The following is a 24,517-nucleotide window of genomic DNA, read 5'->3' on the forward strand; positions in this document are numbered from 1 at the left end:
GTCAACGCCCGTGCGGGGACGGGACCGCCGGTGCCTGTGCGGGCGCCGACGGCCAACGGCCCTGTGGGGAAGGGCGGTTACGCCCCCTCCTTGAGCACTCTGCTGATCAGCGCGCGCTGTTCCTCGGTCAGCCGGGGGTCGGCGCAGTACACCGACCTCCCGTCCACCGTGATCCGGTAGCTGAAGCCGTCCGGGACCCCGGCGGGCGGTGTCCCCCGGCCGGCGGTGACGGCCCGTTCGGCCAGGGCGTGCCACTCGCCGGCGTCGGCCCGGCCCGAGGTGTCCACCTCGGCCTGCCGCTCGATCCCCGCGAAGCCGCCCGTACGCCGCACCTGAATTCGCATGGTCCCTGTCTAGTACGAGAACGGGCCCGCGGCCCACCCCGGCGGTGCCGTGGGCCGCCCCGGTGTTCCTCCGGTCCCTGCCGGCGTCACAGCGTCGGCACCCCCACCCGCTCCCACGCCTTCGACACCGCCAGCAGCTCCTCGCCCTCGCCGAACCGCTCCCGCGCCGCCTTCACGCTCAGCGTCGCGAAGTCCGTGAACTGCGCGTCCTCCAGCAGTTCGCCGCCGGTCAGCACGTCGTACCAGACCTGCCCCGCCCGCTCCCAGGCGTTCCCGCCGAGGGCGGTGGCCGCCAGGTAGAAGGCGTGGTTGGGGATGCCGGAGTTGATGTGGACGCCGCCGTTGTCCCGGCCGGTGTGGACGTAGTCGTCCATCGTGGCGGGCTGCGGGTCCTTGCCGAGGACGTCGTCGTCGTACGCCGTGCCCGGCTCCTTCATCGAGCGCAGCGCCACCCCCGTCACCCGCGGGGCGAGCAGCCCGGCGCCGATCAGCCAGTCGGCGTCGGCGGCGGTCTGGCCCAGCGTGTACTGCTTGATGAGGGAGCCGAAGACGTCCGACACCGACTCGTTGAGCGCGCCGGACTGGCCGAAGTAGGCCAGGTTGGCGGTGTACTGCGTGACGCCGTGCGCGAGTTCGTGGCCGATGACGTCGACGGGGATCGTGAAGTCGAGGAAGATCTCGCCGTCCCCGTCGCCGAACACCATCTGCTCGCCGTTCCAGAAGGCGTTGTTGTAGTCGCGGTCGTAGTGCACGGTCGCGACCAGCGGCAGGCCCGAGCCGTCGATCGAGTCGCGGGAGAAGGCCTTGAGGAACAGCTCGAAGGTGGCGCCGAGGCCCGCGTAGGCGCGGTTGACGGTGGCGTCCTTGCCGGGCTTCCCGCCCTCCCCGCGGACCTTCGCCCCCGGCAGCGCGGTGCGGTGCCGGGCGTCGTGGATCGTCCGCTGCGGCTTGCCGGGCTCGGCCCCGGCGAGGGGCGCGACGGCCGTGGCGCCGACCACCGTGGTCAGGCGGCGCTGGGTGCGCTCGTAGGCGTCGCGCTGGAGGGTGCGGCGGGCGGGGCCGGAGAGGGCGGGGTCGTCGGCCCGCGCGAGCTGGTCCAGGACGTGCGGCGGGACGATGGTGCAGAAGACGGGCTCGTGGCCCCCGTTGGTCGTCATGCTCCGCACCATCGCACTGCGTCACTCAAATGTCACTATCAGCGACCGGATCCTCAGTCGTGAGGGGTGAAATGTGCTGCCAATCCCTGTATAGATGCACCTCTGAGTGGTATACGGCACTTTTTGTCCCCTTCCTCCCTCTGGTCCCGCATACTGATACGGACCCTCGCGCGGGAGTGCGTCTCGGTTAGGCTGCGGAGCATCATGCGTTTCGGGCTGCTTCTCCTTAGCTGCCGCGGCGAGGGCCTGTAGTCGAGGCCGACCCCCTCCCCGCGGAGTTTGGCGCTGCGCCGTCGGCCGTCCCTTCCGGTTCCCACCGGATGACCGCGGACCATCGAGGAGCCCACGCACCATGGCGAACCGCCAGCAGCCCAGCCCCATGCCGATCCACAAGTACGGCCGCTACGAGCAGGTCGACATCCCCGACCGCACCTGGCCGGAACAGCGGATCACCACCGCCCCCCGCTGGCTCTCCACCGATCTGCGCGACGGCAACCAGTCCCTGATCGACCCCATGTCGCCCGCCCGCAAGCGCGCGATGTTCGACCTGCTGGTCACGATGGGCTACAAGGAGATCGAGGTCGGCTTCCCGGCCTCCGGCCAGACCGACTTCGACTTCGTGCGCTCGATCATCGAGGAAGAGGGCGCGATCCCGGAGGACGTCACGATCTCCGTACTGACCCAGGCCCGCGAGGACCTGATCGAGCGGACCGTCGAGTCCCTGAAGGGCGCCCACCGCGCCACCGTGCACCTGTACAACGCGACCGCGCCGGTCTTCCGCCGGGTCGTCTTCCGCGGTTCCAGGGACGAGATCAAGCAGATCGCCGTCGACGGCACCCGCCTGGTCGTGGAGTACGCGGAGAAGCTGCTGGGCCCCGAGACGCACTTCGGCTACCAGTACAGCCCCGAGATCTTCACCGACACCGAGCTGGACTTCGCGCTGGAGGTCTGCGAGGCGGTGATGGACGTCTACCAGCCGGGCCCGGACCGCGAGATCATCCTGAACCTGCCCGCCACGGTGGAGCGTTCCACGCCGTCCACGCACGCCGACCGCTTCGAGTGGATGGGCCGCAACCTGTCCCGCCGCGAGCACGTCTGCCTGTCCATCCACCCGCACAACGACCGCGGTACGGCCGTGGCCGCCGCCGAGCTGTCCCTGATGGCGGGCGCCGACCGCGTCGAGGGCTGCCTGTTCGGGCAGGGCGAGCGCACCGGCAACGTCGACCTGGTCACCCTGGGCATGAACCTGTTCTCCCAGGGCGTCGACCCGCAGATCGACTTCTCCGACATCGACGAGATCCGTCGTACGTGGGAGTACTGCAACCAGATGGACGTCCACCCCCGCCACCCGTACGTGGGCGACCTGGTCTACACGTCCTTCTCCGGCTCCCACCAGGACGCCATCAAGAAGGGCTTCGACGCCATGGAGGCCGACGCGAAGGCCAGGGGCGTCACCGTCGACGACATCGAGTGGGCGGTGCCGTACCTGCCCATCGACCCCAAGGACGTCGGCCGCTCCTACGAGGCCGTCATCCGCGTCAACTCGCAGTCCGGCAAGGGCGGCATCGCCTACGTCCTGAAGAACGACCACAAGCTGGACCTGCCCCGCCGGATGCAGATCGAGTTCTCGAAGATCATCCAGGCCAAGACGGACGCCGAGGGCGGCGAGGTCACCCCGGCCGACATCTGGTCGGTGTTCCAGGACGAGTACCTGCCCAACCCGGGCAACCCCTGGGGCCGTATCCAGGTCAAGAACGGCCAGTCCACCACCGACCGGGACGGCGTCGACACGCTCACCGTCGAGGCCGCCGTCGACGGCGTCGACACCGTGCTGACCGGCAACGGCAACGGACCGATCTCCGCGTTCTTCGACGCCCTGCAGTCCATCGGCATCGACGTACGCCTGCTCGACTACCAGGAGCACACGATGAGCGAGGGCGCCTCCGCGCAGGCCGCCTCGTACATCGAGTGCGCCATCGGCGACAAGGTTCTGTGGGGCATCGGAATCGACGCGAACACCACCCGCGCCTCGCTCAAGGCGGTCGTCTCGGCCGTCAACCGGGCGGCCCGCTGAACAGCCGCTTCGAGGGGTTCGACGGCCCCGCCCGCCACTTCCGGCGGGCGGGGCCCCGTCGTTTACCGGCCATATCGGGTGGAGGTCACGGAAAGGCCTCGTCCGAGGTGCTGACTCAGCCTCACCCATGTGGCTAACATCACGGGGCACGGCGATGAGGCCGGGGCGATGCGGAGGTGCGACGTGCTGCCAGGACGGGGACCCGACGGCCGTGCCGCCGTCGCCAGACTTTCGCGCCTGCTGGGCACCCGGACCGCGTGGACGGCCGTCGGCGACGGTGAGTTCTTCTGCCCCGGCTGCGGCGGCGACCGCAACTACCAGCGGCTGACCGGACAGCGCCGTTTCGCGCTGCTGGGCGTGCCCCTGCTGCCCCGCGGCGCGACCGGCCCGGTGGTCGAATGCGCCGCCTGCCGCCGCCACTTCGGCACCGACGTCCTGGACCACCCCACCACCACCCGCTTCTCCGCGATGCTCCGCGACGCCGTGCACACCGTCGCCCTCGCGGTGCTGGCCGCGGGCGGCACCTGCGCGCGCGGCCCCCTGGAGACCGCCGTGACCGCCGTCCGCGCGGCCGGCTTCGACGACTGCACCCAGGACCAGCTGGCGGCCCTCGTCGAGGCGCTGGCCGCCGACACCGGCCGCTTCACCGGCGAGCCCTGCACGGCGGGCCTCGCCATCGAACTGCACGAGGCCCTGGACCCGCTGGCCCCGCACCTCGCCGCCGCGGGCCGCGAATCGATCTTCCTCCAGGGGGCCCGCATCGCCCTCGCCGACGGCCCCTACACCCCCGCAGAACGCGACACGCTGTCCACCATCGGCGCCGCCCTCACCATCTGCGCGACCGACGTGACCCGCCTGCTGACGGCGGCACGGACACCGTCCTGACCCTCCCGGGGGCCGGCCCGGCTCCCGGCTCAGTGGAATCCGGTGAGGCCGAGGTGCATGATCAGGCGGTCCTGGCCGGGGCCGAAGTAGTCCCGGCGCAGCCCCGCGTCGGGCTGCTCGGGACGAAAGCCCAGGGACCGGTAGAGCAGGACGGCCGCGCGGTTGGCGGGTTCCACCGTCAGGCGGACCTGTTCGATGCCGCTGTCGCGCAGCCGTGCCAGGACCGCCACCATCAGCTCCCGGCCCAGTCCGTGGCGGCGGCGGTCCTCGGCCACGCACAGGCCGAGGATCCAGCTCTCCCGGCTGAGCGCGGTGGTCGCGGCCAGGACGTAGCCGCGCAGGTGTCCCTCGCCGTCGTCGAGGACCAGGAGGTGCTCGGCGTACATGTCGTAGAGCTGGCGGAACAGGAACGCGGGGTACGCGACCTCCTGGAAGACCGCCTCGTCGAGCCGCCGGAGTTCGGGCAGGTCGGATTCCTGTGCCGTCCGCAGGACCAGGGGCCGGGGGTCGGGGAACGGGTCCGGTTCCCTGAGGTACCCACGGCGGTCCAGGGCGTGCTCCAGCGGTTCGGCGGTCATGCCACCCCCAGTCGGGACGTGCGGAACGTTCGGATGCGTGGACATGCGGACGGCATGCGAACACGCAGCCGTCAACACCGGCAGCCCTGCGGAGACTCACCCGTGAGGATGAGGGACCCGGTGGCGGCCGGTGACTCCAACTCGCTACAGTGAGCGTCCAACTCACTGCGAGCAAGGGCGAGTTAAGGTTTGTCGGCGAAGTGCTGACGTGCGCCTGTCGTGCGCCTCTTCGTCCAGGGCTGGCCGGTTCCCGGCTCTCCAGGTGTTCTGTACCGGTTTACCGTGCGAATACCGGCAGACTCTGCTCCACCTGCCGACGTCCGCGAGGGCAGGCATACAGAGCGCAGGGTTTTGTCCGGTACTGACGGGAACAGGGAACACGACAGGGTGATGATGGATCGCAACGCCGACGCGCCATGGGCGCAGTTCGATCCCGAGGTCTACGTCGACCTCAACTACCGCGTCCCGCTCGAGGTCGACCTGCTGATCGTGCGGTTGATGCGCGACTACTTCAGCAAGTGCTTCGCCGGAGGCGTCCCGGACCCGATGCGAGGTGTCGACGTCGGAGCCGGCGCGAACCTCTATCCGGGCCTGTCCATGCTCCCGTGGTGCGAAAAGATAGTCCTCCTCGAGTACGCGCAGCCGAACGTCGAGTACCTGGAGCGGCAGACGTCCCCCAAGGGCTACGACGAGGCCTGGGACGCGTTCTGGAACGAGCTGGGCGAGGCTCCCGCCTACGCCGCCGTCGAACCGAGGAGCCGGTTCAGCGAGATCGTCCGCGTGGAGCGGGCCAACCTGCTCGACCTCGACGGACAGCGGCGCTGGGACATCGGGACGATGTTCTTCGTCGCGGACTCGATGTCCGAGTGCCCCGACGAATTCCGGAGGGGCGTACGGTGCTTCATGGACGCGCTGACCGAAGGAGCCCCCTTCGCCGCCGCGTTCATGAAGGAGTCGGTCGGCTACCAGGTCGGCGAACACCGCTATCCGGCCTACCGGGTGAACGAGAAACGGGTCCGGGAGAGCCTGGAGCCCTTCGCCTCCGAGCTGGAAATCCACGATCTGCACCACATGGTGCGGCCGGGACACGAGGGAATCATCCTTGCCCTGGGACGGCGCAATTCGGAGGTTGCCGTCCCCTAGGAACGGGGACCATGTCTGAACACAGGGCAACCAGATCTGTACGAGGGGTGCGGGGATGCAGATCAAGCCACGGCAGCATCTGCTGGACATCTGGCGGGCCGCGGCCCGCCATTCGTTCGACGACGGAAAGCTCGTCTGGGGGGACACCGACGGGCTGAGCTCCGTCGCGGACGCGGAACGGCTGCTCTGTCTGCTGTACCCCGCCACCGAGGTCCCCGCGTTCCGTCTCGACCAACCGGACACCACCGAGCGGGACGTCCTGCGCGCACTGGAGCGGGTCGGCAGCCGGCTCGAGATCCCGCCCAACCTGATCACCGTCCTGTCCCAGTTCATGCGCACCCACACCGGGCCGGACGACAGCCCCACCTTCTCCGGCGGGCACTACTTCAGGCCGACCGACCCGAAGCAGAAACTCACCCACGAACAGACCCAGCTGGGCGTCGTCGACGCCTACTCCATGTCCGTCACGCTGTGCCTGGCCACCCTGGGATTCCTCAAGGTCTACGAGGAGAACACCACCCGGCCCGAGGTGCGCAGGTCGCTCGGTGAACTGAGAGAGGCCACCAACACCCGGCTGACCGCCGCGATGGTCAGCCTGCTGCGCTCCTTCACCGTCAACGTCTTCGACGCCGAGTCCGAGCAGGGCCGGCGGCTGATCCAGGTCATCGGGCAGAACAAGCAGTCCGACCGGGCCGTGCTCCAGCAGTTCTCCCGCAAGTTCCGCCCGCTGCGCGCCACGATCATCGAAAGCCTCAGCCGCGGCATCGAGGTCGACGAGAGCATCCGGGACGAGAGCCAGCTCTTCGAGTGCGGCTGGGCCTGGGGCGTGGTGAAGGACGCGCCGACCGTCGTCGACCTGGACGTCCCGGTCAAGGGCCAGCCCGACGGCATCGCCGACCGGCTGCCCTACGTGTACTTCACCGTCGTCGCCCTGGACGGCATCCAGGACCTGTTCTCCGAGCGCACCCTCACCCTGGGGCTGCTCGACGCCGACCAGCAGAAGCTCGCCGAGGCGTTACGCCTGCGCTGGGAACTCAGCCAGCAGTACTGGTCGGCCATCGCCCGCTTCGGCACCGAGCGCTGGCCCCTGGAGGACCTCCCCTGGCAGACCACCGGTCTGCGGCTGGAGTCGGAGTACTTCTCCCTCACCGTGGCGGCCATCCTCGTCCACGACCTGATCCGCCGGAAGGCGACCGACGACGACCTCACCCGCACCGTCGCCATCATGGAACGCCTCGCCGACAGAGGCCGCGTCACCAGCCGGATGACCAGGAACGACCCCACCGTCGGGCTGCACCACCCGGGGGTCACCATGCCGCTCGCCGGGTCCGAGAGGTCCGGCGCGCCGCTGGAGTGGCGGATGACCGACTTCTCCGCCCAGCTGCTCAAGCGGATCATCCAGCTCGCGGCGCTCTCCCGGAACATCGAGGCGCAGGACCGCCTGATCCGCCTGGGCGAGCAGGCCTTCGAGCACCTGTGGGACCGGCGGATCGAGGACGGCGACGGAGCCGGCCTCTGGGACAACGCGGCAGCCGTCTTCCCGGACGCGGCCCTCGGCCGGCGCCTCTCCTGGAGCATCACCGAGCGCATCACCGAGTGCCTGGTCGCCGCCCGCAGCCTGTACGAACAGCAGCCCATCCGCAGCCCCGAACTGGCCGAGCTGGCCCGCGAACTGCTCAGCGAGGCCGCCCACCTGTTCGGCAAGGAACAGCTGGAGGCCTCCGCCACCGCCGACGGCAGCCGGGGACGGGCCATGCGCAGCATCGAGAACCGCCTGGACCGCGCCCGCGACCTGGTCGACGAGCGGCCCGCCACCGCGTTCGCACTCGCCCTGCCCGTGCTCCAGGAACTCGACACCCTGGCCCAGGCCCGCGGTGCCGCCGCAGAGGAGATGTGAGCCGTGCTCGTCTTCGCCGCCTCCGACAAGGGAGGCACGGGCCGCTCGGTCACCAGCGCCAACCTGGCCTACCAGCGCGCCCTCACCGGTGACCACGTGGCCTACGTGGACTTCGACTTCGGCTCGCCCACGGCCGCCGCCGTCTTCGACGTACCGGGCGCGATGCGCGGCATCGCGGAGCGGGGCCTGCACTCCTACCTGGAGGGCGAGGTCCCGGAACCGGCCAGGATCGACATCTGGCGGCAGACCGAACACCCCCTGCTGCACACCCGGCCGAACCAGTCCGGCCGGCTGGCCCTGCTCCCCGGCGACGCCGGCGGCGGCGAGTTCGTCACCGGCGAGGAGACCCTCGACCGCTGCGTCGACCTCCTGCTCAGACTGAACGGCGAGTTCGACCTCACCATCGTGGACCTCAGCGCCGGGCGCAGCTACGCCGTGGACATGGTCCTGGCGGCGACCGCCCACCCCCGGATGCGCTACGTCCCCTTCCGCTGGCTCGTCTTCCACCGCTGGACCCGGCAGCACGTGATCGCCGCAGCCGGACTGGTCCACAAGGAACACGGCATCATCCGGGGCGGCGTCGACCGCGGGCACGACGAGGAGACCCTGCGCGGCGCCGTCCGGTTCGTACGGGCCGCCGTGCCCGACCCCGACTCGCCGCTGTGGGCCCAGGGTTCGCCCGCCCAGGCGGCCTGGATGCAGTCCTGCGACGACGCCCTGCGCCGGCTCGCCGCCGAGCACCGCATCGGCGACAGCGTGGTGCTCGGCGCCGTACCGCTGGAACCCGTCCTGCAGTGGCGCGAGCAGCTGATCACCGAAGAGGACGTGCTCTCCACCCAGATCGCCAACAAGGAGACGCTCGAGGCGCTGGAGGAGATCGCACGACGCCTGACCGACGACTCCTGCTGGGGGCGGCCATGACGGACGCAGTGTTCCGCGAGACCACCGCCGAACCGCGCACCCAGGCGGTGCCGCTGTCCCACCTCTCCCTGGAGCTGGGCCACCTCTACATGGAGGACTTCGAGGCCGGTCCGGAACACCTGCGGCGGCACTTCGCGCAGGTACGGCCCTGGGCGGACGCGGCGCGGGCCGCGGCGGCCGCCCAGACGGGCGGCAGACGCCCCCGGATCAGCACCTGCTTCCTGATCGACGACTACTTCACCCGCTTCTCCAGCCCCGCCGAACTCGTCCCGCTGCTGCTGGCGGAGGCGGACCGGGCCGGGCTGGCCGTCGACTACCTGGCACGCGAGTCCGGCTGCGCGGTCGCCGGCAAGGTGCCGGTCGCGGAGGCGGTGGCCGGACGGATCGTCGAGGAACCCCCGCCCGGCAGTTACGGCCTGCGCCCGCCGGCCGCGCAGACCGGCTGGCTGGCCAACGGCGAGCGCAGCCCCGTCGCGCGCGCCCCGCAGGCGATGAGGGAGGCCGCCGCCTGGCAGCCGCCCAAGGAGACCGCGTCCCGCCGCCACTCCGTCTTCCTGGACGTGGAACTCTGGAGCGACGCACCCGACGGGCAGCGCACCTGGTCCTGCCCCTTCCTCGCCGCGGTCTGGCAGCTCTCCCGCCTCGGCCTGCTGCGCACCGAGGGCGAGGCCGTCCTCGAACCCCAGCCGCACACCGCCGACGGCTTCCCCGAGGACTGGGACGAACTGCCCCCGCTGCTCCGGCTCAACCCCCGGGCGGACCCGTTCGCCGCGTACCGCACCTGCTCGGTGGTACCCAACCGGTTCCTGCCCGTCGAGCACGCCGTCCGCGTCATCCTCGACCAGACCGAGGTGGACCCCGAAGCGCTGGGCCAAGTGGCCCGCCGGTCCGCCGGGGAGAAGGTTCCCGTCCCCGACTCGGTCGCCGACCGCGTCTCCTACGTCTTCTACGCGGGGCCGTGACATGGGGCCGGCGAAGACCGCACCGCGTGTCGTGCTCGCCTGCGGCGAGGTCCGCACCTCACTGCTGCCGGCCCTGCAGGCCCTAGACAGCCGGGCAGCCGCCCAGCTCCTCGGACTGCGCGCCGACGAACGCGTCCTGCTCTCCGAGCGCCCCAACCTCTACGGGCGCTCGCCCGACACCCTCACCGGCGTCGACTGCCCCCTGCCCAGCGCCAACGGCGCCCGGGTCCGCGTCGTCGGCACGGTCGCCGCACGGGCCGCGCTCACCGAGGGACGCCTGCTCCAGACCTCCGCCTACTTCAAGGTGCCCGCCGCCGGTCCCGACCACCGGCGGCCGTGGGGCCACTACCTGGTACGGCCCGGCGTGGTCGAGCCGTTCGGGAAGCTGCCCCACGAGGCGGTGGCCGAGGGCGTGCTGAACGGCGGGCGGCACGGCGAGCTCGACGTCGGCCTGATCGCGGACGGACTGCACACCAGGCTGCTGCGCCACCCCCTGCTCGACCACCGGCCGCCCCTCCGGTCCCGCCCCACCCGGCTCCGCTGGGTGGCCCTGCCGGCGGAGCCGGGCGCCGGCCCGTCGATCGAGCGGTTCACCCTCGCCGAGGACGAACTGCGCACGGTACGGCTGCGGGTGCCCGAGGGCACCACCGGCGAGGGGCTCGCCGGGCTCTGCGACGACCTCGCCCTGCACGACTGGCTGCTCACCACCGTGGTCCGCATCCTCGACGGCATCCGGCTGGGGGCCGGCACCGGGGCGGCCGGAGCAGCACCGGCCCGGCAGCGTCCGAGGCAGCGTCCGGGGGCGGGCGAGGAGCTTCCCGCCGTGGTCAGGGCGCTGAGGCCCGCCGTCGACCATCTGCTGCACCTGTGGATGCCGCGGGCCCGGGTGGCGCAGGACCTGGCGCCGCTCTGGGACGCGCTGGAGGAACGGCCCGGCTTCACCCGGCAGTGGCAGACCCTCGTGCAGCGCATCCGCGACCAGCTCACCCTGCACGCGATCCCGTCCCCCCACAGGGAGGCGGACATGGGTCCCTGACCGGACACCGGGCAACCGCCGGACCCGGCCCCAAGCACATTTCCGCACCCCGAACCGACGCGTATCCCAACGGGGGGAAGAGCGAGATGAGCACGGCACCATCACCTGAGTCCGAGGGCACCCAGCCCGCACCCGGCACGGCGATCCCCGCGCAGGCGGGACCGCCGGACGACCCGGGCAGCACGGAGTTACCCCCTTCGGCAGACGCACGCGCCGCACGCGACACGCCCGACGCGTCCGGCACGCCGGGCAGGCGGCCGGGCCCGGCCGCGTTCGCCTGGCAGCGCCCGCTGCCGGCCGCCCTGATCCTCGGCCTCCTGGCCTGGGGCGTCGCCGCACTGCTAGCCCCGGACGCCGGTACGGGACGGCAGCTCGCCGCCGCCGCGCTCTGCGCCGGCGCCGTCGTGGCCGTCCAGTACGTCCTGGGCCCGGACCGCGAGGCGCGGGAGAGGCAGGACAGGGACGGGCGGGAACGGGAGAGGCGGGCGGAACGCGTCCTGACCGGGACCGCCACCGAGGTGGAGAACACCGTGCGGGACGGTCTCCAGCGGTACGACGACGCCCTGAAGACCGGTCTCACCCGGCACACCGAGGAGATGCGGACCGACCTGAGCCGGCACGCCGAGGACATGAAGCAGCTGGTCGAGAACCGCTTCGCCCAGCTGGACCGGGCCCCGGAGCCCTACCCGCCGCTGGACCGGGTCCGCATGGACGGCGTACCCGAACTGGCCCAGCGCTTCGCCGACGTCCTGGCGCCCGGATCCCCGCTCCTCTACTCCTTCATCCGGCTGGAGATGCAGCGGGTGATCGAGCACATGTCGGCGCTCACCCGGCTGACCGTGGAGAGCCACGGGGAGAACCACGACTGGATGCTCAGCCTCACCCACGTCGCGGAGCAGTCGATCTGCGCCATCAGCACGTCCGTCGACCGGGAGTTCTGGAACAGCGAGCCCGCCGGCCGCTACCTCGACGCGCAGAAGCAGGCGATCGAGGAGCACGGGGTGCCCGTACGGCGGCTGTTCCTGCTGGAGAGCGCCCGCGAACTCGACGACCGGCTGCTGCGGCTGTGCGACGAGCAGGAGGCGCTGCGCATCGAGGTGCGGGTGGCGGTCCTGCCCGAACTGCCGCCGCACATCCAGCGCGGCACCGCCAACGACTTCATCGTCTACGACGAGGAAGTCTCCTTCGAGATCGAGCAGGACCTGCGCGACGTCAACGTCAGGACCCGGCTCATCGCACGTCCGGACCATGTCCAGGACCAGATGAAGCGCTTCTGGAAACTCTGGGAGGCGGGGATGAGCATCCGCGAACTGGAGGTGCGGGTCGACGACGAGGAGGACGGCACCTGGATGGTCGACCGCACCTGATCCGCCGCCCCGCACGGCGTCCTCTCCGCGGCCCTGTCCCGGCTTGTCTCCGCCGTCCCGCCTCCGCCCGGCCGCCGTCCCCGTTGCTCCCCGGGGAGTAGCCCGCCTCCCGCGCCACCCTCCGCAGTACCGGCCGGCTCGCCCTCACGCCCGACGTATCGGCCCTTGCGCGCCGGGAGTCTGGAGAGCGAACCGGGCAGAGCCGGCCGAGCGGAGGGAGACGGGGACATGGGGGCCGTAAGGACACGTGCGGGGCGGGGGCGGGCGGTGCCCTGGGTGGTGGTCGGGCTGTGGCTGGCCGTGCTGGTGCTGGCCGGGCCGCTGGCCGGGAAGTTCGGCGAGGTGCAGCAGAACCGGGCCGTCGACTATCTGCCCGACAGCGCCGACTCCACCCAGGTCGCCCGGATCCAGGAGGAGTTGCCCGGGGGCGAGGCCACCGACCTGGTGCTCGTCTATCACCGGGACGGCGGGCTGACCGGGGCCGACCGGCGGATTGCCGCCGAGCAGGTCGCCGAGGTGGAGAGCACCTACGAGTTGGCGAACGAGCCGCGGGGTGTCCCGTCCGAGGACGGCAGCACCCTCATGTTCCCGGTGTCCAGCACCGGTCCCGGCCAGGACGAGGAGGCCCGGGACGCGTTCGTCGACGGGGTGCGGGAGACCGTGAGCGGCACCGGCGGCCTGAGGGTCGAGGTCGGCGGGACCGGCGCCCTCCAGACCGACCTGCTCAAGGTGTACGAGACGGTCGACGGCACCCTGCTGTACGCCACCCTCGGCGTCGTCACCGTCCTGCTCGTGCTGATCTACCGCAGCCCGTTCCTGTGGCTGGTCCCGCTGACCGTCGCGGGGGCGGCGGCAGGGCTGGCGATGGCCGCCGGGTACGGGCTGCACAAGTTGTTCGACGTCACGGTCACCGGGCAGAGCGGCGGCATCATGACCGTGCTCGTCCTCGGCGCCGGCACCGACTACGCGCTGCTCCTCGTCTCCCGCTACCGGGAGGAACTGCGGCGCCACGAACGCCCCTACGACGCCATGCGCGTCGCCCTGCGCGGCTGCGGGCCGGCGATCCTCGCCTCCTCCGGCACCGTCGCGGCCGGGCTGCTCTGCCTGGTCGCCGCCGACCTCAACAGCAGCAGCGGCATGGGACCGGTCGGCATGATCGGGGTACTGGCCGCGCTGGTCGCCATGACCACCCTGCTGCCCGCCGTCCTGGTCCTGCTCGGTCGGCGGGTGTTCTGGCCGCTGATCCCCGCCTTCGGCAGCGAGCCCAGGGCCCGCCGGTCGCTGTTCGCCGCCATGGGCACCTCGGCCGCCCGCCGGCCCACCGCCGTCCTCGCGGGCGGGGCCGTCCTCCTCGGCACCCTCGCGCTCGGCACGCTCAACCTCACCGGCGACCTCAAGCAGGAGGACGCCTTCACCGACCGGCCGGAGTCCATCACCGCGATGCGGACCCTGGCCGAGAAGTATCCCGAGCGCAGCAGCCGCCCCGTCACCGTCATGGCACCCGCCGGCCGGGCCGGCACCGTATTGGAGACGGCCCGCGCCACCGGCGGGGTCGCGGACGCGGCCGCCGGACGCAACGGATGGGGGTCCCCCCGCTCGAGCGAAGCCGAGAGTGGGGGAGGCTGGACCGAGATCTCCGTGTTCCCCACCGCCGCGCCCGAGTCCCCGGGCGAGACCCGCACCATCGAGGCCCTGCGCGACCGGCTCGACGGCCGGGGCAGCTACGTCGGCGGCCCCAGCGCCCAGCAACTCGACCTCGCCGCCGCCGAGTCGAGGGACCGCTCGGTGATCGTGCCGCTGGTGCTCGCCGCGGTGTTCGTCATCCTGATGGTGCTGCTGCGCAGCCTGGTCGCGCCGCTGCTGCTGCTCGGCGCCGTGGTCGCCGTGTGGGGCGCGGCCCTCGGCATCGGGGGACTGGTCTTCGAGCCGCTGTTCGGCTTCGCGGGCACCGACCCCGGCCTCGGACTGCTCTCCTTCGTCTTCCTCGTCGCCCTCGGCGTCGACTACGGCATCTTCCTGATGCACCGGATGCGCGAGGAGTCCCTGGCGGGCGTCGAACCCGAGGCCGCCGCCCTCACCGCGCTGCGCACCACCGGCGGGGTGATCGCCTCCGCGGGCATCGTCCTCGCCGCGACCTTCGCCGTACTGACCACCCTGCCGCTGGTCGGCATGGTCGAACTCGGCTTCGTCATCGCGGTCGGCGTCCTGCTCGACACGTTCCTCGTCCGCACCTATCTGGTGACCACGGCGAGTGTGCTGCTGCGCCGCCGGATGTGGTGGCCCGGCCGGCTGTCCCGGCCCGCCCCGAAGCCGGTACGGGAGGAGAAGGGGGAACGGGAGCCGGAGCCCGCACGGTAGGCAGGCGGCCGGCACCGCACCGGCGCACAGACGAAAGGGTGCCCCTCCCTCACGGAGGGGCACCCTCCTCCCGGAGGATGAACCCGTGCAGGCACCCACGACCACGGCCCCCGCACCGCCGTCCCCGGCGAGGACCGCGGCGGCCGAGCGGCCGCACCTCGGCGAGCGGATCCTGGCGGAAGCGGCCGAGCTGGCCCGCACCCGGCGCGCCGACCTCGTCGTCATGGACATCCGGATGCCCGACCTCGACGGCATCGAGGCCACCCGGCTGATCGCCGCCGACGAGGACCTCGCCGGGGTGAAGGTGCTCGTCCTGACCACCTACGACACCGACGAGAACATCGTGGACGCGCTCCGCGCCGGCGCCTCCGGCTTCCTGGTCAAGGACACGCGGCCCGCCGAACTCCTCGACGCGATCCGCACCGTTGCCGCCGGTGAGGCGCTGCTGTCACCGGGGCCCACGGCACGGCTGATCGCACGGTTCCTGCGCAGTCCTCGGATGCCGGTGACGGCCGGTCCCGAGTGCCTGTCGGACCGCGAGCGGGAGGTGCTCGCGCTGGTCGCGCGCGGGCTCAACAACACCGAGGTCGCCGAGGCGTTGGGGCTGAGTCCGCTCACGGCCAAGACCCACGTCAGCCGGATCATGGGCAAGCTCGCGGCCCGCGACCGGGGTCAACTGGTCATCGTGGCCTACGAGTCGGGGCTGGTCGCACCGGGCACGCAGTGATGGAGGGAACGGATGCCACGCCCTCCCGTACGCCTCGTTTCGCCTTGCCTCGCGTCAGAGGGCGTGCTGCAGCCAGCGCTGGATCGTGTCGTTGATGTTGCCGGGCAGGGCGCTGAGCCTGTCGATGGCCTCGCGGTCCTCGGGGAGCGGCGGGATCCCGGCGGCGGTCAGGGCCGCGTGGAGTTCCAGCCGGCGCCGGTCCTGCGGATCGATGGCGATGTCCAGCCGCTCCGGTGGGCGCGGCGGTGCGATCGGGAAGTCGCCGTAGGCGCTCCCGTCGAAGGCGTACGGGTCGACGTAGGTGTGGTGGGGGCCGTACTCGTACGAGGTGGCGGTCACGTCGGTCTCCAAAGAATCGCGGTTCTACCTCACAGGAGACCGCCTTGGAGCCTGCCACGGGAACCGCCCCGCCGAAACGTCACGCCAACGGCGTCATAGCCAGGTCATCCTCCGGTCGGACCAACCGCTCAGCGGAAAAGCGGGAGTTGGGAGGAGTTGGGCGGGGTCGGAAGCGCCCCACGGCACGGACGACTACGACATATTCGCGCGCTTCCCCCTGTATACCCACTAAGGCGTGAATCACTCCGTAGCCGTACAACTGCTCAGCTTCCTCACGGGTTGTACATCCGCATCGCACGAACGACCTCGAGGGAACGCCGTGAACGAGCGGTACCCGCAGCGGCCGCAGCCCGGAGGGGGCGGGTGTCGGTCGGCGAGGCGTCGGAGAAGGCCGCCGAAGGCGAGCAGGCACAGGGCACGAAGACCCGGGCCGAGGAATTCCGGAGCTGTGTCGCCGGGTCCGGCGCACCCGCGGAGAAGGAGGCCGTCGAGCACGTCACCAAGGTGACCGGCGCCCCCCCCGTCCGGGCAACGGGCGTGTTCCTATGGGGGATTACCTTCGGGCCGGACGCCCCTCAGTGACGGCGCCCATGAATTCCGTCCAGGCCGTCGCGCCGATGACCAGGACGGGGCCGGCGGTCACTTTGCTGTCCCGGACGGGGACGATGCCGGGGAAGCCGTCGGCGACTTCGACGCAGTTGCCGCCGTTCCCGTCGCTGTAGGTGCTCTTGCGCCAGCGTGCTTCGCTCAGGTCGTACTCGCGCATCGTCTGAAGCCCTCCGCCGCCGATTGGATCAGGGCCAGGGACAGCTCTGGTGACAGCGCGTCCGCCCTGAGCAGATCGTATGCCGACTGTGCTCGCTGCACCACGGCTGGATCGTCCAGCAGGTTCCCCGAATACACGGCTTCTGTATAGGCGGTGGCGGGTGCGTCGTCGAACTCCATGAGTCGAAGATCCCCTGTCATCACGGGATAGGCGCCAGCCGTATACGGCAGCACCTGCACCAGCACCGACCGCTCTCGCGCGAGCCCCGCGACCTGCTTCAGTTGCTCCGCCATGACTGCCGCCCCACCCACCGGGATGCGCAGCACGTTCTCGTGCAGGATCGCCCAGTACACCGGCCGAGAGGCGTCTTTGAGGATGCGCCCTCGTTCGATGCGTCCCGATACCTTCTCGTCGACCGACTCCTCCGGCGCAAAGGGGTTCATGGCTAGCGTGACCGCCCGCGCATAGGCCGGTGTCTGCAACAGTCCGGGAATCAGCGCCGGCGCGAACTCGCAGATCTTCGTCGCCAGTGTCTCCAGCTCCGCCGCCTTGGCAAAATAATCCGCATACCGGCGGTCGTCGATCAGCTTCCTGCACAGCCGCTCGAAAATACCGCCGGTTTGCAGGGTGTCGTCGATCCGCTGGGCCACGTCCAATTGCGGTTTCCGAATAGCCTGTTCGAATTGGCCGATGTAGCCCCCCCGAAACGAACACCCGCGCCCCCAGCTCCACCTGCGTGAACCCCGACTCCTCCCGGCGTCGCCTCAGTTCCGCGCCGAAGAACTCCCATGCCGCTTGGCGTGAACCGTTGGCCATTGCTGACCCCTTTCCCAACCCCTTTGTGCAGCCCATTACTTGTAGGGTGCAAAACTCTTCCGAGTGTAGGTTCCGGAGGGCACCTTAAGGACGGGAAGCGTGAAAGCCGAAGAGAAGGGGACCAGGGTGAAGGAACGGCACTCGGCGCTCTGCGTCGAAGAAGCGGAGGACGTGGTGAAAGAATTGCGGGCGTTACTCGCGAAGACCGGAATTACTCTGCCGTCACTGGGGTTGGACCCGGTGAGTCTTGCGCGGGAGGCGCCCTGTCCGCTCGTCGACCTGGGGCGATGTTCCGTGGAGACCGCACGGCGGCTCGCGGCCGTGATGGCCGTGGCAGCTCGATGAAGCCGCCGGTCGGCGTGTACGTCGTGGACACCCGGACCGAGAGGATCGGCATCGTGATGGGGCATGAGGGGCCCTACATCCAGCTGAGACCGTACGGCGGCGGCCGGGAGTGGGACGCCGAGCCGGTCGAGGTGCGCCGGGCGACGCCCGCCGAGCGGCTGCGCGCGGCGACCGCGTACGCCAACGCGCGCAGCCGGGGGGAGCTGCCTTGACGTAGGGCCTGCCGGCACCTGTCCGCCCGTGGGGTCCGGGGTGCGTCGGCCCCACGGGTTTGCGCCGGGCGATGAAGCAAATGAAACATGATGAAAAGCTTTTCATTGCTTCGGAGTTGGCCGGACCGGTTCAGTGAGAACGCGTTGACCTGGGGAAACTCGCAGCGCTGTACGGTTGTATGAAATTTCTACGGCACATGTGTTGACCCGGATCCACAAAGGATTTCAGACTCCTCCCACGCAGATCGGAGGGTCAAGTGCCAACAACGATCCGGGACGTGGCGAAGGCCGCAGGGGTCTCGCCGGCCACCGTGTCCCGTGCGCTGGGCATGTCGGAGCTGGTCACGCCGGCGACGCGGGAGCGTGTGCGCGCCGTGGCCGCCCGCCTGGGCTACGCCCCCAACCGGGCCGCACGCGGCCTGATCACGGGCCGTACGGGCAACGTGGGACTGGTCGTGCCCGACCTGCTCAACCCGATCTTCCCCAGCGTGATCAAGGCGGTCCAGGCGCGGGGCCGCGAGAGGGACTACGCGGTGTTCATCGCCGACACCGACGAGAACGCCGCGGCGGAAGGGGACCTGGTCCGCGCGCTGGCCCAGCAGGTCGACGACACCACGAGCCGCACCGTGCTCGAGAGGACCACCTGCGCTACTTCATCGTGTGCGACGATCTCGAGCCGAAGGATCTCGAGCAGCGCAACAACGAGTTCCAGGAGCTTGCAGAGGCCTCACGGCTCGGCATCCCGGTCGTGATGACGTCCAACCGTTCCTAGTCAGTGAGCAGGAGTGGGTCCTGGACCCATTCCCGCTCACCGCGGACATCCCGAACGGTGGTGGGTGTCCTGGTCGCCCGCGTTCGCTCCGCGTCCGGCGGCACGGATCGGGTCCGTGGTCCGGGAAGGCGGCGGCGGGGTCCCTCACGCCCGGGGGTATCCGGTCCGGCCTGGACGGTCCGATGCCCGTGCCCATCACTCCGGTGTGCACGGGGCGGTGTCGTCCGACGCCGGAGGGGATAGCCCTGGGCGCGTCGCCCGATCGCGATGCTCGCCGCATCGTGCCGGGTGGTCCTGCGAGTGCTACTGGTCAGCGGTTTCTGCCAGTGCTGGGCGCCCCACTTCGAGGTGTAGGCGGGGTCCACGGCAACGATGGTGATCCCCGTCCGGTCGGCCATCGAGACCAGGCGGGCGCGGAGCCGTCCGGTGGGCAGGCCGGAGATCAGCCGCCGAAACCGCTTGTGGCGGCCGTGCTTCTCCCGGGTCTTCTCCGCCGCGAAGTCGAGGTCTTCGACCGCGATTGCCTTCACGCCGCATGCCCTAGCCCAGTGCAGCAGCTGGGTCAGGGCGTGGCGGACCTGGGCGTCCCGGTGCTCGGCGGTGCCGGACAGGTCGTAGGAGAAGCGACGCGGGCTGCCGGTCGGGTTGCCGTGGACATCGAGGCGCCAGGCGGCCAGGTGGTCGGCGTTGGTGTCGACACCGATCAACCCGTCGGTCAGTGTACGACTACGCGTACCGGAACGCGGCGGGCGACAGGTACTCCTACGGCTTCGGACTGGGCCTGGGCCTCGACTGACCCGGCCTGCCCCGACGCGGTGCCGCGGGGGCCCGGCGCGTACGCGAGAATGGACGCATGAGTCTGTTCCGCGACGACGGCGTAGTGCTGCGCACCCAGAAGCTGGGTGAAGCGGACCGGATCATCACCCTGCTCACGCGCGGTCACGGTCGCGTACGCGCCGTGGCGAGGGGCGTGCGCCGGACGAAGTCCAAGTTCGGCGCGCGCCTCGAACCGTTCTCCCATGTGGACGTGCAGTTCTTCTCCAAGGGGAGCGAGCTGATCGGGCGCGGCCTCCCGCTGTGCACGCAGAGCGAGACCATCGCGCCGTACGGCGGCGGGATCGTCACCGACTACGCCCGCTACACCGCCGGAACGGCCATGCTGGAGACCGCCGAGCGGTTCACCGACCACGAGGGCGAGCCGGCCGTCCAGCAGTACCTGCTGCTCGTCGGCGCCCTGCGGACCCTCGCCCGCGGCGAGCACGCACCGCATCTCGTCCTCGACGCGTTCCTGCTGCGCTCCCTCGCCGTCAACGGCTACGCCCCGACCTTCGGCGACTGCGCGAAGTGCGGGATGCCCGGACCGAACCGGTTCTTCTCGGTCGCGTCCGGCGGTTCCGTCTGCGCCGACTGCCGGGTGCCCGGCAGCGTCGTGCCCTCGCCGCAGGCCCTGGAACTGCTCGGCGCGCTGCTCGCGGGAGACTGGGAGACGGCGGACGCGTCCGAGGCGCGGTACGTCCGGGAGGGGAGCGGACTGGTGTCCGCGTACCTCCACTGGCACCTGGAGCGCGGACTGCGCTCCCTGCGGTACGTCGAGAAGTAGCGAACATCCGGAACACCTTGAGGGAGACGAGAAGAACATGGCCGTACGCGGGTTCCTGGGGCGTCAGCGCCGGGAGTACAAGACGCCGGTACCGCACCCCTCCGGCGCGCGGCCTCCGAAGTTTCCCGGTGAGCTGGTCCCCAGGCACGTGGCGATCGTGATGGACGGCAACGGCCGCTGGGCCAAGGAGCGGGGCCTGCCGCGCACCGAGGGCCACAAGGTCGGCGCCGAGCGCGTGCTGGACGTGCTCCAGGGCGGTATCGAGATGGGCGTCGGCGCCATCTCGCTGTACGCCTTCTCCACCGAGAACTGGAAGCGCTCGCCGGACGAGGTGCGCTTCCTGATGAACTTCAACCGCGACTTCATCCGCAAGTCCCGTGACGAGCTCGACGAGCTGGGGGTGCGGGTGCGCTGGGTGGGGCGGATGCCCAAGCTGTGGAAGTCGGTCGCCAAGGAACTCCAGGTCGCGCAGGAGCAGACCAAGGACAACGACCGGCTCACCCTGTACTTCTGCATGAACTACGGTGGCCGCGCCGAGATCGCCGACGCGGCGCAGGCACTGGCCGAGGACGTGAAGGCGGGGCGTCTCGACCCGGCGAAGGTCAACGAGAAGACGCTGCAGAACTACATGTACTACCCGGACATGCCGGACGTGGACCTGTTCCTGCGGCCGAGCGGTGAGCAGCGCACGTCCAACTACCTGCTGTGGCAGAGCGCCTACGCGGAGATGGTCTTCCAGGACGTCCTGTGGCCGGACTTCGACCGCCGGGACCTGTGGCGAGCGTGCCTCGAGTTCGCCTCCCGCGACCGCCGCTTCGGCGGCGCGATCCCGAACGAGGAACTGCTCGCCATGGAGGGCAGGCAGGAACAGTGAGGGAGTAGGCGTGGACACGGCGAGGGGCGCGGAGATCATCTCCGCGCCCCTCGCCGTGCCCGGGGTCTCAGGTGCCGCTCGCCGCCGCCGCGCACTCCGCGCAGGTCCCGAAGATCTCCACGGTGTGGGCCACGTTGACGTAGCCGTGCTCGGCGGCGATGGCCTCCGCCCAGGTCTCCACGGCCGGGCCCTCGACCTCGACCGCCTTGCCGCAGCTGCGGCAGACCAGGTGGTGGTGATGGTCACCGGTGGAGCAGCGGCGGTAGACGGACTCGCCGTCGGCAGTGCGCAGCACGTCCACCTCGCCGGCGTCGGCGAGGGACTGCAAGGTGCGGTAGACCGTGGTGAGCCCGACCGAGTCGCCCTTGTGCTTGAGCACGTCGTGCAGTTCCTGCGCGCTGCGGAACTCGTCGACGTCCTGGAGCGCAGCCGCCACAGCGGCCCGCTGCCTGGTGGCGCGGCCCTTCACAGGCGGTCCAGCGGTGGTCACCGGTTTCCTCCTCAGTCTGCCTCTGCTCTGCCGCGGCCATTGTGCCAGGCCGGGCAGGAGGGAGTCAGGCGTCGGCCTCGCCGGGCGGTTTCCGGCCGGCCGGTACGGCGCACTCGGCCGGGTCCGGCGCGGGCCGGTCCGCGGCCAGCGCGCGGGCGCGGCGGCGGGCCAGCGGGGTGGCCAGTACGGTCAGTGCGATGAACGCGGCGATCGTCAGCAGCACGATCGTCGCCCCGGGCGGCACGTCCTGGTAGTACGAGGTGACCGTGCCGCCGATGGTCACGCTCACGCCGATCGCGACGGCGATGGCGAAGGTGGCGGCGAAACTGCGGCTGAGCGCCTGGGCCGCGGCCACGGGCACGACCATGAGCGCGCTCACCAGCAGCAGGCCCACCACGCGCATCGCGACGGTGACGGTGACCGCCGCCGTGACCGCGGTGAGCAGGTTCAGGAACCGCACCGGCAGGCCCGTGACCCGCGCGAACTCCTCGTCCTGGCTGACCGCGAACAGCTGGCGGCGCAGACCGACGGTGACCAGCACCACGAACGCGGCCAGCAGACAGATGGCCGTCACGTCGGACTCGGAGACCGTCGACAGGGAGCCGAACAGGTACGAGGTGAGGTTCGCGTTGGAGCCGGTCGGAGCGAGGTTGATGAACATCACGCCGCCCGCCATACCGCCGTAGAACAGCATCGCGAGGGCGATGTCACCGCGGGCCTTGCCGTACCAGCGGATCAGTTCCATCAGGACGGCGCCGAGGACGGAGACCAGGGTCGCCATCCACACCGGCGACCAGGAGAGCAGGAAGCCGAGGCCGACGCCGGTCATCGCGACGTGCCCGATGCCGTCGCCCATGAGGGCCTGGCGGCGCTGGACGAGGTAGATGCCGACCGCGGGGGCGGTGATGCCGACCAGGACGGCCGCCAGCAGCGCCCGCTGCATGAAGGCGTAGTTCAGGAGGTCCATCAGCAATCAGCTCAGCAGTCCCGTGCGGATCGGTTCGGCGCCCGCCGGTGCGTGCGGGTGTACGTGGTCGTGGCCGGGCAGCGCGTGCTGGCCGACCGCCTTCGGGGGCGGGCCGTCGTGCAGGACGCAGCCGTCGCGCAGGACGACCGCCCGGTCGATCAGGGGCTCCAGCGGGCCCAGCTCGTGCAGGACGAGCAGGACGGTGGTGCCCCGGTCGACCTGCCGGCGCAGTATCCCCGCGAGCGCCTCCTGGCTGGCCAGGTCGACGCCCGCCATCGGCTCGTCCAGGATCAGCAGCTCGGGTTCGGCGGCGAGCGCGCGGGCGATCAGCACCCGCTGGTGCTGGCCCCCGGAGAGCGCGTCCACGGAGTCCTTCGCCCGGTCCGCCATGCCGACGAGGTCCAGCGCGTGGCGTACGGCCTCGCGGTCGGCCTTGCGGAACACGCCGAAGCGGGTGCGGGAGAGCCGGCCGGAGGCGACCACCTCGGTCAGTGTGGCGGGCACGCCGCCCGCGGCCGTGGTGCGCTGCGGGACGTACCCCACGCGCGCCCAGTCGCGGAACCGTCGCTGCGGGGCGCCGAACAGCTCGATCTCGCCGGAGCCGGTCTGCACCTGGCCGATGACGCTGCGCACGGTCGTCGACTTGCCGGAGCCGTTGGCGCCGAGCAGGGCGACGACCTCGCCGCGGCGCACGGTGAGGTCGATGCCGCGCAGGACGGGGCGCGAGCCCAGCTCGGCGTGGACGCCCCGCAGGGATATGACGGGCTCGGCCTTCGGCGTCGATATGACGGGCTCGGTCTTCGTGCTCATGCTGCCGTCCTCCGGTGGGTCGGTCGGCCGGCCGGGCGGCGGGTCACGCGGATCCCAGGGCCGTCTGCAGGGCCTTCAGATTGGACTCCATGACCTCGAAGTAGTCGTCGCCGCGGGAGCTGTCGGTGATGCCCTCGAGCGGGTCGAGGACGTCCGTCTTCAGTCCGGCGTCCTTGGCGACCGTCTTCGCGGTGTCGTCACTCACCAGTGTCTCGTAGAAGATGGTGGTCACGCCGTCGGCCTTGGCCGTCCGGGCGAGCTCCTTCACGCGGGCCGCGCTGGGCTCGGACTCGGGGTCGAGGCCGTTGATGGCCTCCTCGGTCAGTCCGTAGCGCTCGGCGAAGTAGCCGAAGGAGGCGTGGGTGGTGATGAAGACGTCGGTCTTCCGGTCCTCGAGGCCCGCCTCGAGCGTGGTGTCCAGCTCGTTCAGCTTGCCGACGAGGGTCTCGGTGTTCTTCCGGTAGTCGGCGGCGTGGTCGGGGTCGGCCTTCTCGAAGGCCTCGCCGACGCCCTCGGCGACCTCGGCGTACTTGACCGGGTCGAGCCAGACGTGGGGGTCCTTGCCGCCCTCGGTCTCGTGGGAGTGGCCCTCGTGCTCGCCCTCGTGGGCGTGGTCCTCGTCCTCGTGGCCGTGCCCGTCCCCGGCGCCGTGCGCCTCCAGGGTGGTCAGGGTGGCCGCGTCGATCTTCGTCCTCACCCCGGACTGGCCGATGGCCTCGTCGATGTTGGGCTGCAGGCCCTTGAGGTGGAGCGCCGCGTCGGTCTCCTCGAGCTGCGCGGTCTGCTTGGCGCTGATCTCCAGGTCGTGCGGCTCCTGGCCGGGCTGGGTCAGACTGGTGACGTTCACATGGTCGCCGCCGATCTGCTCGGCCAGGAACGCCATCGGGTAGAAGGAGGCGACGACGTCGAACTTGTCGGTGTTGCCCGCGGCGGCGCTGTCGGAGGAGCAGGCGGACAGGGTGCCCAGGGCGAGCGCGGTGACCGCGGTCGCCGCTGCGGCGGGTATGAGGCGTCGTCGTACGTTCATGACTCCCATTTTCAACTAATATGGAAACCGTTGTCAACAAGGCGGGTGAG

24 protein-coding genes and 2 pseudogenes are annotated in these 24,517 nt (G+C 70.9%); 15 read left to right on the plus strand and 11 right to left on the minus strand.

Annotated elements, in window-relative coordinates:
• Positions 1–77 precede the first annotated feature (77 nt).
• Together ACIF80_RS05155 and ACIF80_RS05160 are read right to left on the minus strand one after the other, a co-directional pair.
• Entirely contained in the window at positions 78–344 is a 267-nt protein-coding gene (locus tag ACIF80_RS05155; RefSeq protein ID WP_055592217.1) for a protealysin inhibitor emfourin, read from the minus strand.
• A gap of 86 nt (positions 345–430) precedes the next feature.
• Positions 431–1,501 (minus strand): M4 family metallopeptidase, encoded by a 1,071-nt coding sequence (locus ACIF80_RS05160; protein WP_399799571.1) that lies wholly within the window; start codon positions 1,499–1,501, stop codon positions 431–433.
• A gap of 352 nt (positions 1,502–1,853) precedes the next feature.
• Between ACIF80_RS05160 and leuA the strand changes: the two genes are divergently transcribed.
• Positions 1,854–3,575 carry a 2-isopropylmalate synthase gene (gene leuA, locus ACIF80_RS05165; protein ID WP_399799573.1) on the plus strand — a complete coding sequence of 574 codons (1,722 nt, stop codon included), beginning with the start codon at positions 1,854–1,856 and terminating at the stop codon, positions 3,573–3,575.
• Positions 3,576–3,758: 183 nt separating this feature from the next.
• Complete coding sequence (locus tag ACIF80_RS05170) at positions 3,759–4,460, plus strand: TerB family tellurite resistance protein (RefSeq protein WP_399801174.1); 702 nt, start codon at positions 3,759–3,761, stop codon at positions 4,458–4,460.
• Positions 4,461–4,489: 29 nt separating this feature from the next.
• Here the strand turns inward: ACIF80_RS05170 and ACIF80_RS05175 are convergent, their stop codons facing one another.
• Positions 4,490–5,038, minus strand: coding sequence for a GNAT family N-acetyltransferase (locus ACIF80_RS05175; protein ID WP_399799575.1), 549 nt, complete (start codon positions 5,036–5,038; stop codon positions 4,490–4,492).
• Between the two features lie 390 nt (positions 5,039–5,428).
• On the opposite strand from ACIF80_RS05175, the gene ACIF80_RS05180 reads away from it, so the two are divergent.
• The 8 genes from ACIF80_RS05180 to ACIF80_RS05215 all read left to right on the plus strand — a co-directional run bounded on the left by ACIF80_RS05180 (position 5,429) and on the right by ACIF80_RS05215 (position 15,449).
• On the plus strand, positions 5,429–6,181 hold the full coding sequence (locus tag ACIF80_RS05180; protein WP_399799577.1) for an SCO2525 family SAM-dependent methyltransferase: 753 nt from the start codon (positions 5,429–5,431) through the stop codon (positions 6,179–6,181).
• A gap of 55 nt (positions 6,182–6,236) precedes the next feature.
• A complete protein-coding gene (locus ACIF80_RS05185; RefSeq protein ID WP_399799580.1) occupies positions 6,237–8,078 on the plus strand; it encodes an SCO2524 family protein in 1,842 nt (613 codons plus the stop codon).
• Between the two features lie 3 nt (positions 8,079–8,081).
• Positions 8,082–8,999, plus strand: coding sequence for an SCO2523 family variant P-loop protein (locus ACIF80_RS05190; protein ID WP_399799581.1), 918 nt, complete (start codon positions 8,082–8,084; stop codon positions 8,997–8,999).
• Positions 8,996–9,961, plus strand: coding sequence for an SCO2522 family protein (locus ACIF80_RS05195; RefSeq protein WP_399799584.1), 966 nt, complete (start codon positions 8,996–8,998; stop codon positions 9,959–9,961). The genes ACIF80_RS05190 and ACIF80_RS05195 overlap by 4 nt, the downstream gene beginning before the upstream one ends.
• 1 nt (position 9,962) lies before the next feature.
• Positions 9,963–10,997: an SCO2521 family protein gene (locus ACIF80_RS05200; protein WP_399799587.1), complete on the plus strand. Its 1,035-nt coding sequence runs from the start codon at positions 9,963–9,965 to the stop codon at positions 10,995–10,997.
• An 86-nt stretch (positions 10,998–11,083) separates the two neighbouring features.
• Positions 11,084–12,364, plus strand: a complete 1,281-nt coding sequence (locus ACIF80_RS05205; RefSeq protein WP_399799590.1) for a hypothetical protein — start codon at positions 11,084–11,086, stop codon at positions 12,362–12,364.
• Between the two features lie 228 nt (positions 12,365–12,592).
• Positions 12,593–14,722 (plus strand): MMPL family transporter, encoded by a 2,130-nt coding sequence (locus ACIF80_RS05210; RefSeq protein ID WP_399799592.1) that lies wholly within the window; start codon positions 12,593–12,595, stop codon positions 14,720–14,722.
• Between the two features lie 85 nt (positions 14,723–14,807).
• Positions 14,808–15,449: a response regulator gene (locus ACIF80_RS05215; RefSeq protein ID WP_399799595.1), complete on the plus strand. Its 642-nt coding sequence runs from the start codon at positions 14,808–14,810 to the stop codon at positions 15,447–15,449.
• Between the two features lie 54 nt (positions 15,450–15,503).
• Here the strand turns inward: ACIF80_RS05215 and ACIF80_RS05220 are convergent, their stop codons facing one another.
• The 3 genes and pseudogenes from ACIF80_RS05220 to ACIF80_RS05230 all read right to left on the minus strand — a co-directional run bounded on the left by ACIF80_RS05220 (position 15,504) and on the right by ACIF80_RS05230 (position 17,370).
• Complete coding sequence (locus ACIF80_RS05220; RefSeq protein WP_326752658.1) at positions 15,504–15,788, minus strand: hypothetical protein; 285 nt, start codon at positions 15,786–15,788, stop codon at positions 15,504–15,506.
• Between the two features lie 553 nt (positions 15,789–16,341).
• Positions 16,342–16,554 (minus strand): DUF397 domain-containing protein, encoded by a 213-nt coding sequence (locus tag ACIF80_RS05225; protein ID WP_399799597.1) that lies wholly within the window; start codon positions 16,552–16,554, stop codon positions 16,342–16,344.
• Positions 16,536–17,370 (minus strand): annotated as a pseudogene (locus tag ACIF80_RS05230) (helix-turn-helix domain-containing protein). Before ACIF80_RS05230 ends, ACIF80_RS05225 begins: the two are co-directional and overlap by 19 nt.
• A 126-nt stretch (positions 17,371–17,496) precedes the next feature.
• Between ACIF80_RS05230 and ACIF80_RS05235 the strand changes: the two are divergent.
• From ACIF80_RS05235 to ACIF80_RS05245, 3 genes are all read left to right on the plus strand, one after another.
• The gene (locus tag ACIF80_RS05235) at positions 17,497–17,715 is read left to right on the plus strand and encodes a hypothetical protein (RefSeq protein WP_399801176.1); all 219 of its coding nucleotides are present in this window, start codon (positions 17,497–17,499) and stop codon (positions 17,713–17,715) included.
• Complete coding sequence (locus ACIF80_RS05240; protein WP_055592228.1) at positions 17,712–17,927, plus strand: hypothetical protein; 216 nt, start codon at positions 17,712–17,714, stop codon at positions 17,925–17,927. Before ACIF80_RS05235 ends, ACIF80_RS05240 begins: the two co-directional genes overlap by 4 nt.
• Before the next feature lie 278 nt (positions 17,928–18,205).
• The gene (locus tag ACIF80_RS05245; RefSeq protein WP_399799600.1) at positions 18,206–18,679 is read left to right on the plus strand and encodes a LacI family DNA-binding transcriptional regulator; all 474 of its coding nucleotides are present in this window, start codon (positions 18,206–18,208) and stop codon (positions 18,677–18,679) included.
• 16 nt (positions 18,680–18,695) lie between these two features.
• On the opposite strand, the pseudogene ACIF80_RS05250 reads toward ACIF80_RS05245, so the two are convergent.
• A pseudogene (locus ACIF80_RS05250) lies at positions 18,696–19,418 on the minus strand (IS200/IS605 family accessory protein TnpB-related protein); the annotation flags it as partial.
• A gap of 134 nt (positions 19,419–19,552) precedes the next feature.
• On the opposite strand from ACIF80_RS05250, the gene recO reads away from it, so the two are divergent.
• Positions 19,553–20,299 (plus strand): DNA repair protein RecO, encoded by a 747-nt coding sequence (gene recO / locus ACIF80_RS05255; RefSeq protein ID WP_399799603.1) that lies wholly within the window; start codon positions 19,553–19,555, stop codon positions 20,297–20,299.
• A 37-nt stretch (positions 20,300–20,336) separates the two neighbouring features.
• The gene (locus tag ACIF80_RS05260; protein WP_399799604.1) at positions 20,337–21,173 is read left to right on the plus strand and encodes an isoprenyl transferase; all 837 of its coding nucleotides are present in this window, start codon (positions 20,337–20,339) and stop codon (positions 21,171–21,173) included.
• Between the two features lie 67 nt (positions 21,174–21,240).
• Here ACIF80_RS05260 and ACIF80_RS05265 read toward each other — a convergent pair whose 3' ends face one another.
• The 4 genes from ACIF80_RS05265 to ACIF80_RS05280 form a co-directional block, all read right to left on the minus strand.
• Positions 21,241–21,663, minus strand: coding sequence for a Fur family transcriptional regulator (locus tag ACIF80_RS05265; protein WP_386401606.1), 423 nt, complete (start codon positions 21,661–21,663; stop codon positions 21,241–21,243).
• Positions 21,664–21,727: 64 nt separating this feature from the next.
• Positions 21,728–22,630, minus strand: a complete 903-nt coding sequence (locus tag ACIF80_RS05270) for a metal ABC transporter permease (protein ID WP_399799609.1) — start codon at positions 22,628–22,630, stop codon at positions 21,728–21,730.
• 6 nt (positions 22,631–22,636) lie between these two features.
• Positions 22,637–23,440, minus strand: coding sequence for a metal ABC transporter ATP-binding protein (locus ACIF80_RS05275; RefSeq protein ID WP_399799611.1), 804 nt, complete (start codon positions 23,438–23,440; stop codon positions 22,637–22,639).
• A 43-nt stretch (positions 23,441–23,483) separates the two neighbouring features.
• Positions 23,484–24,467, minus strand: coding sequence for a metal ABC transporter solute-binding protein, Zn/Mn family (locus ACIF80_RS05280; RefSeq protein ID WP_399799614.1), 984 nt, complete (start codon positions 24,465–24,467; stop codon positions 23,484–23,486).
• Between the last annotated feature and the right edge of the window lie 50 nt (positions 24,468–24,517).

Origin of the sequence: Streptomyces sp. NPDC085927 (genome assembly GCF_044540975.1) — a bacterium.
GTDB lineage: Bacteria > Actinomycetota > Actinomycetes > Streptomycetales > Streptomycetaceae > Streptomyces > Streptomyces hirsutus.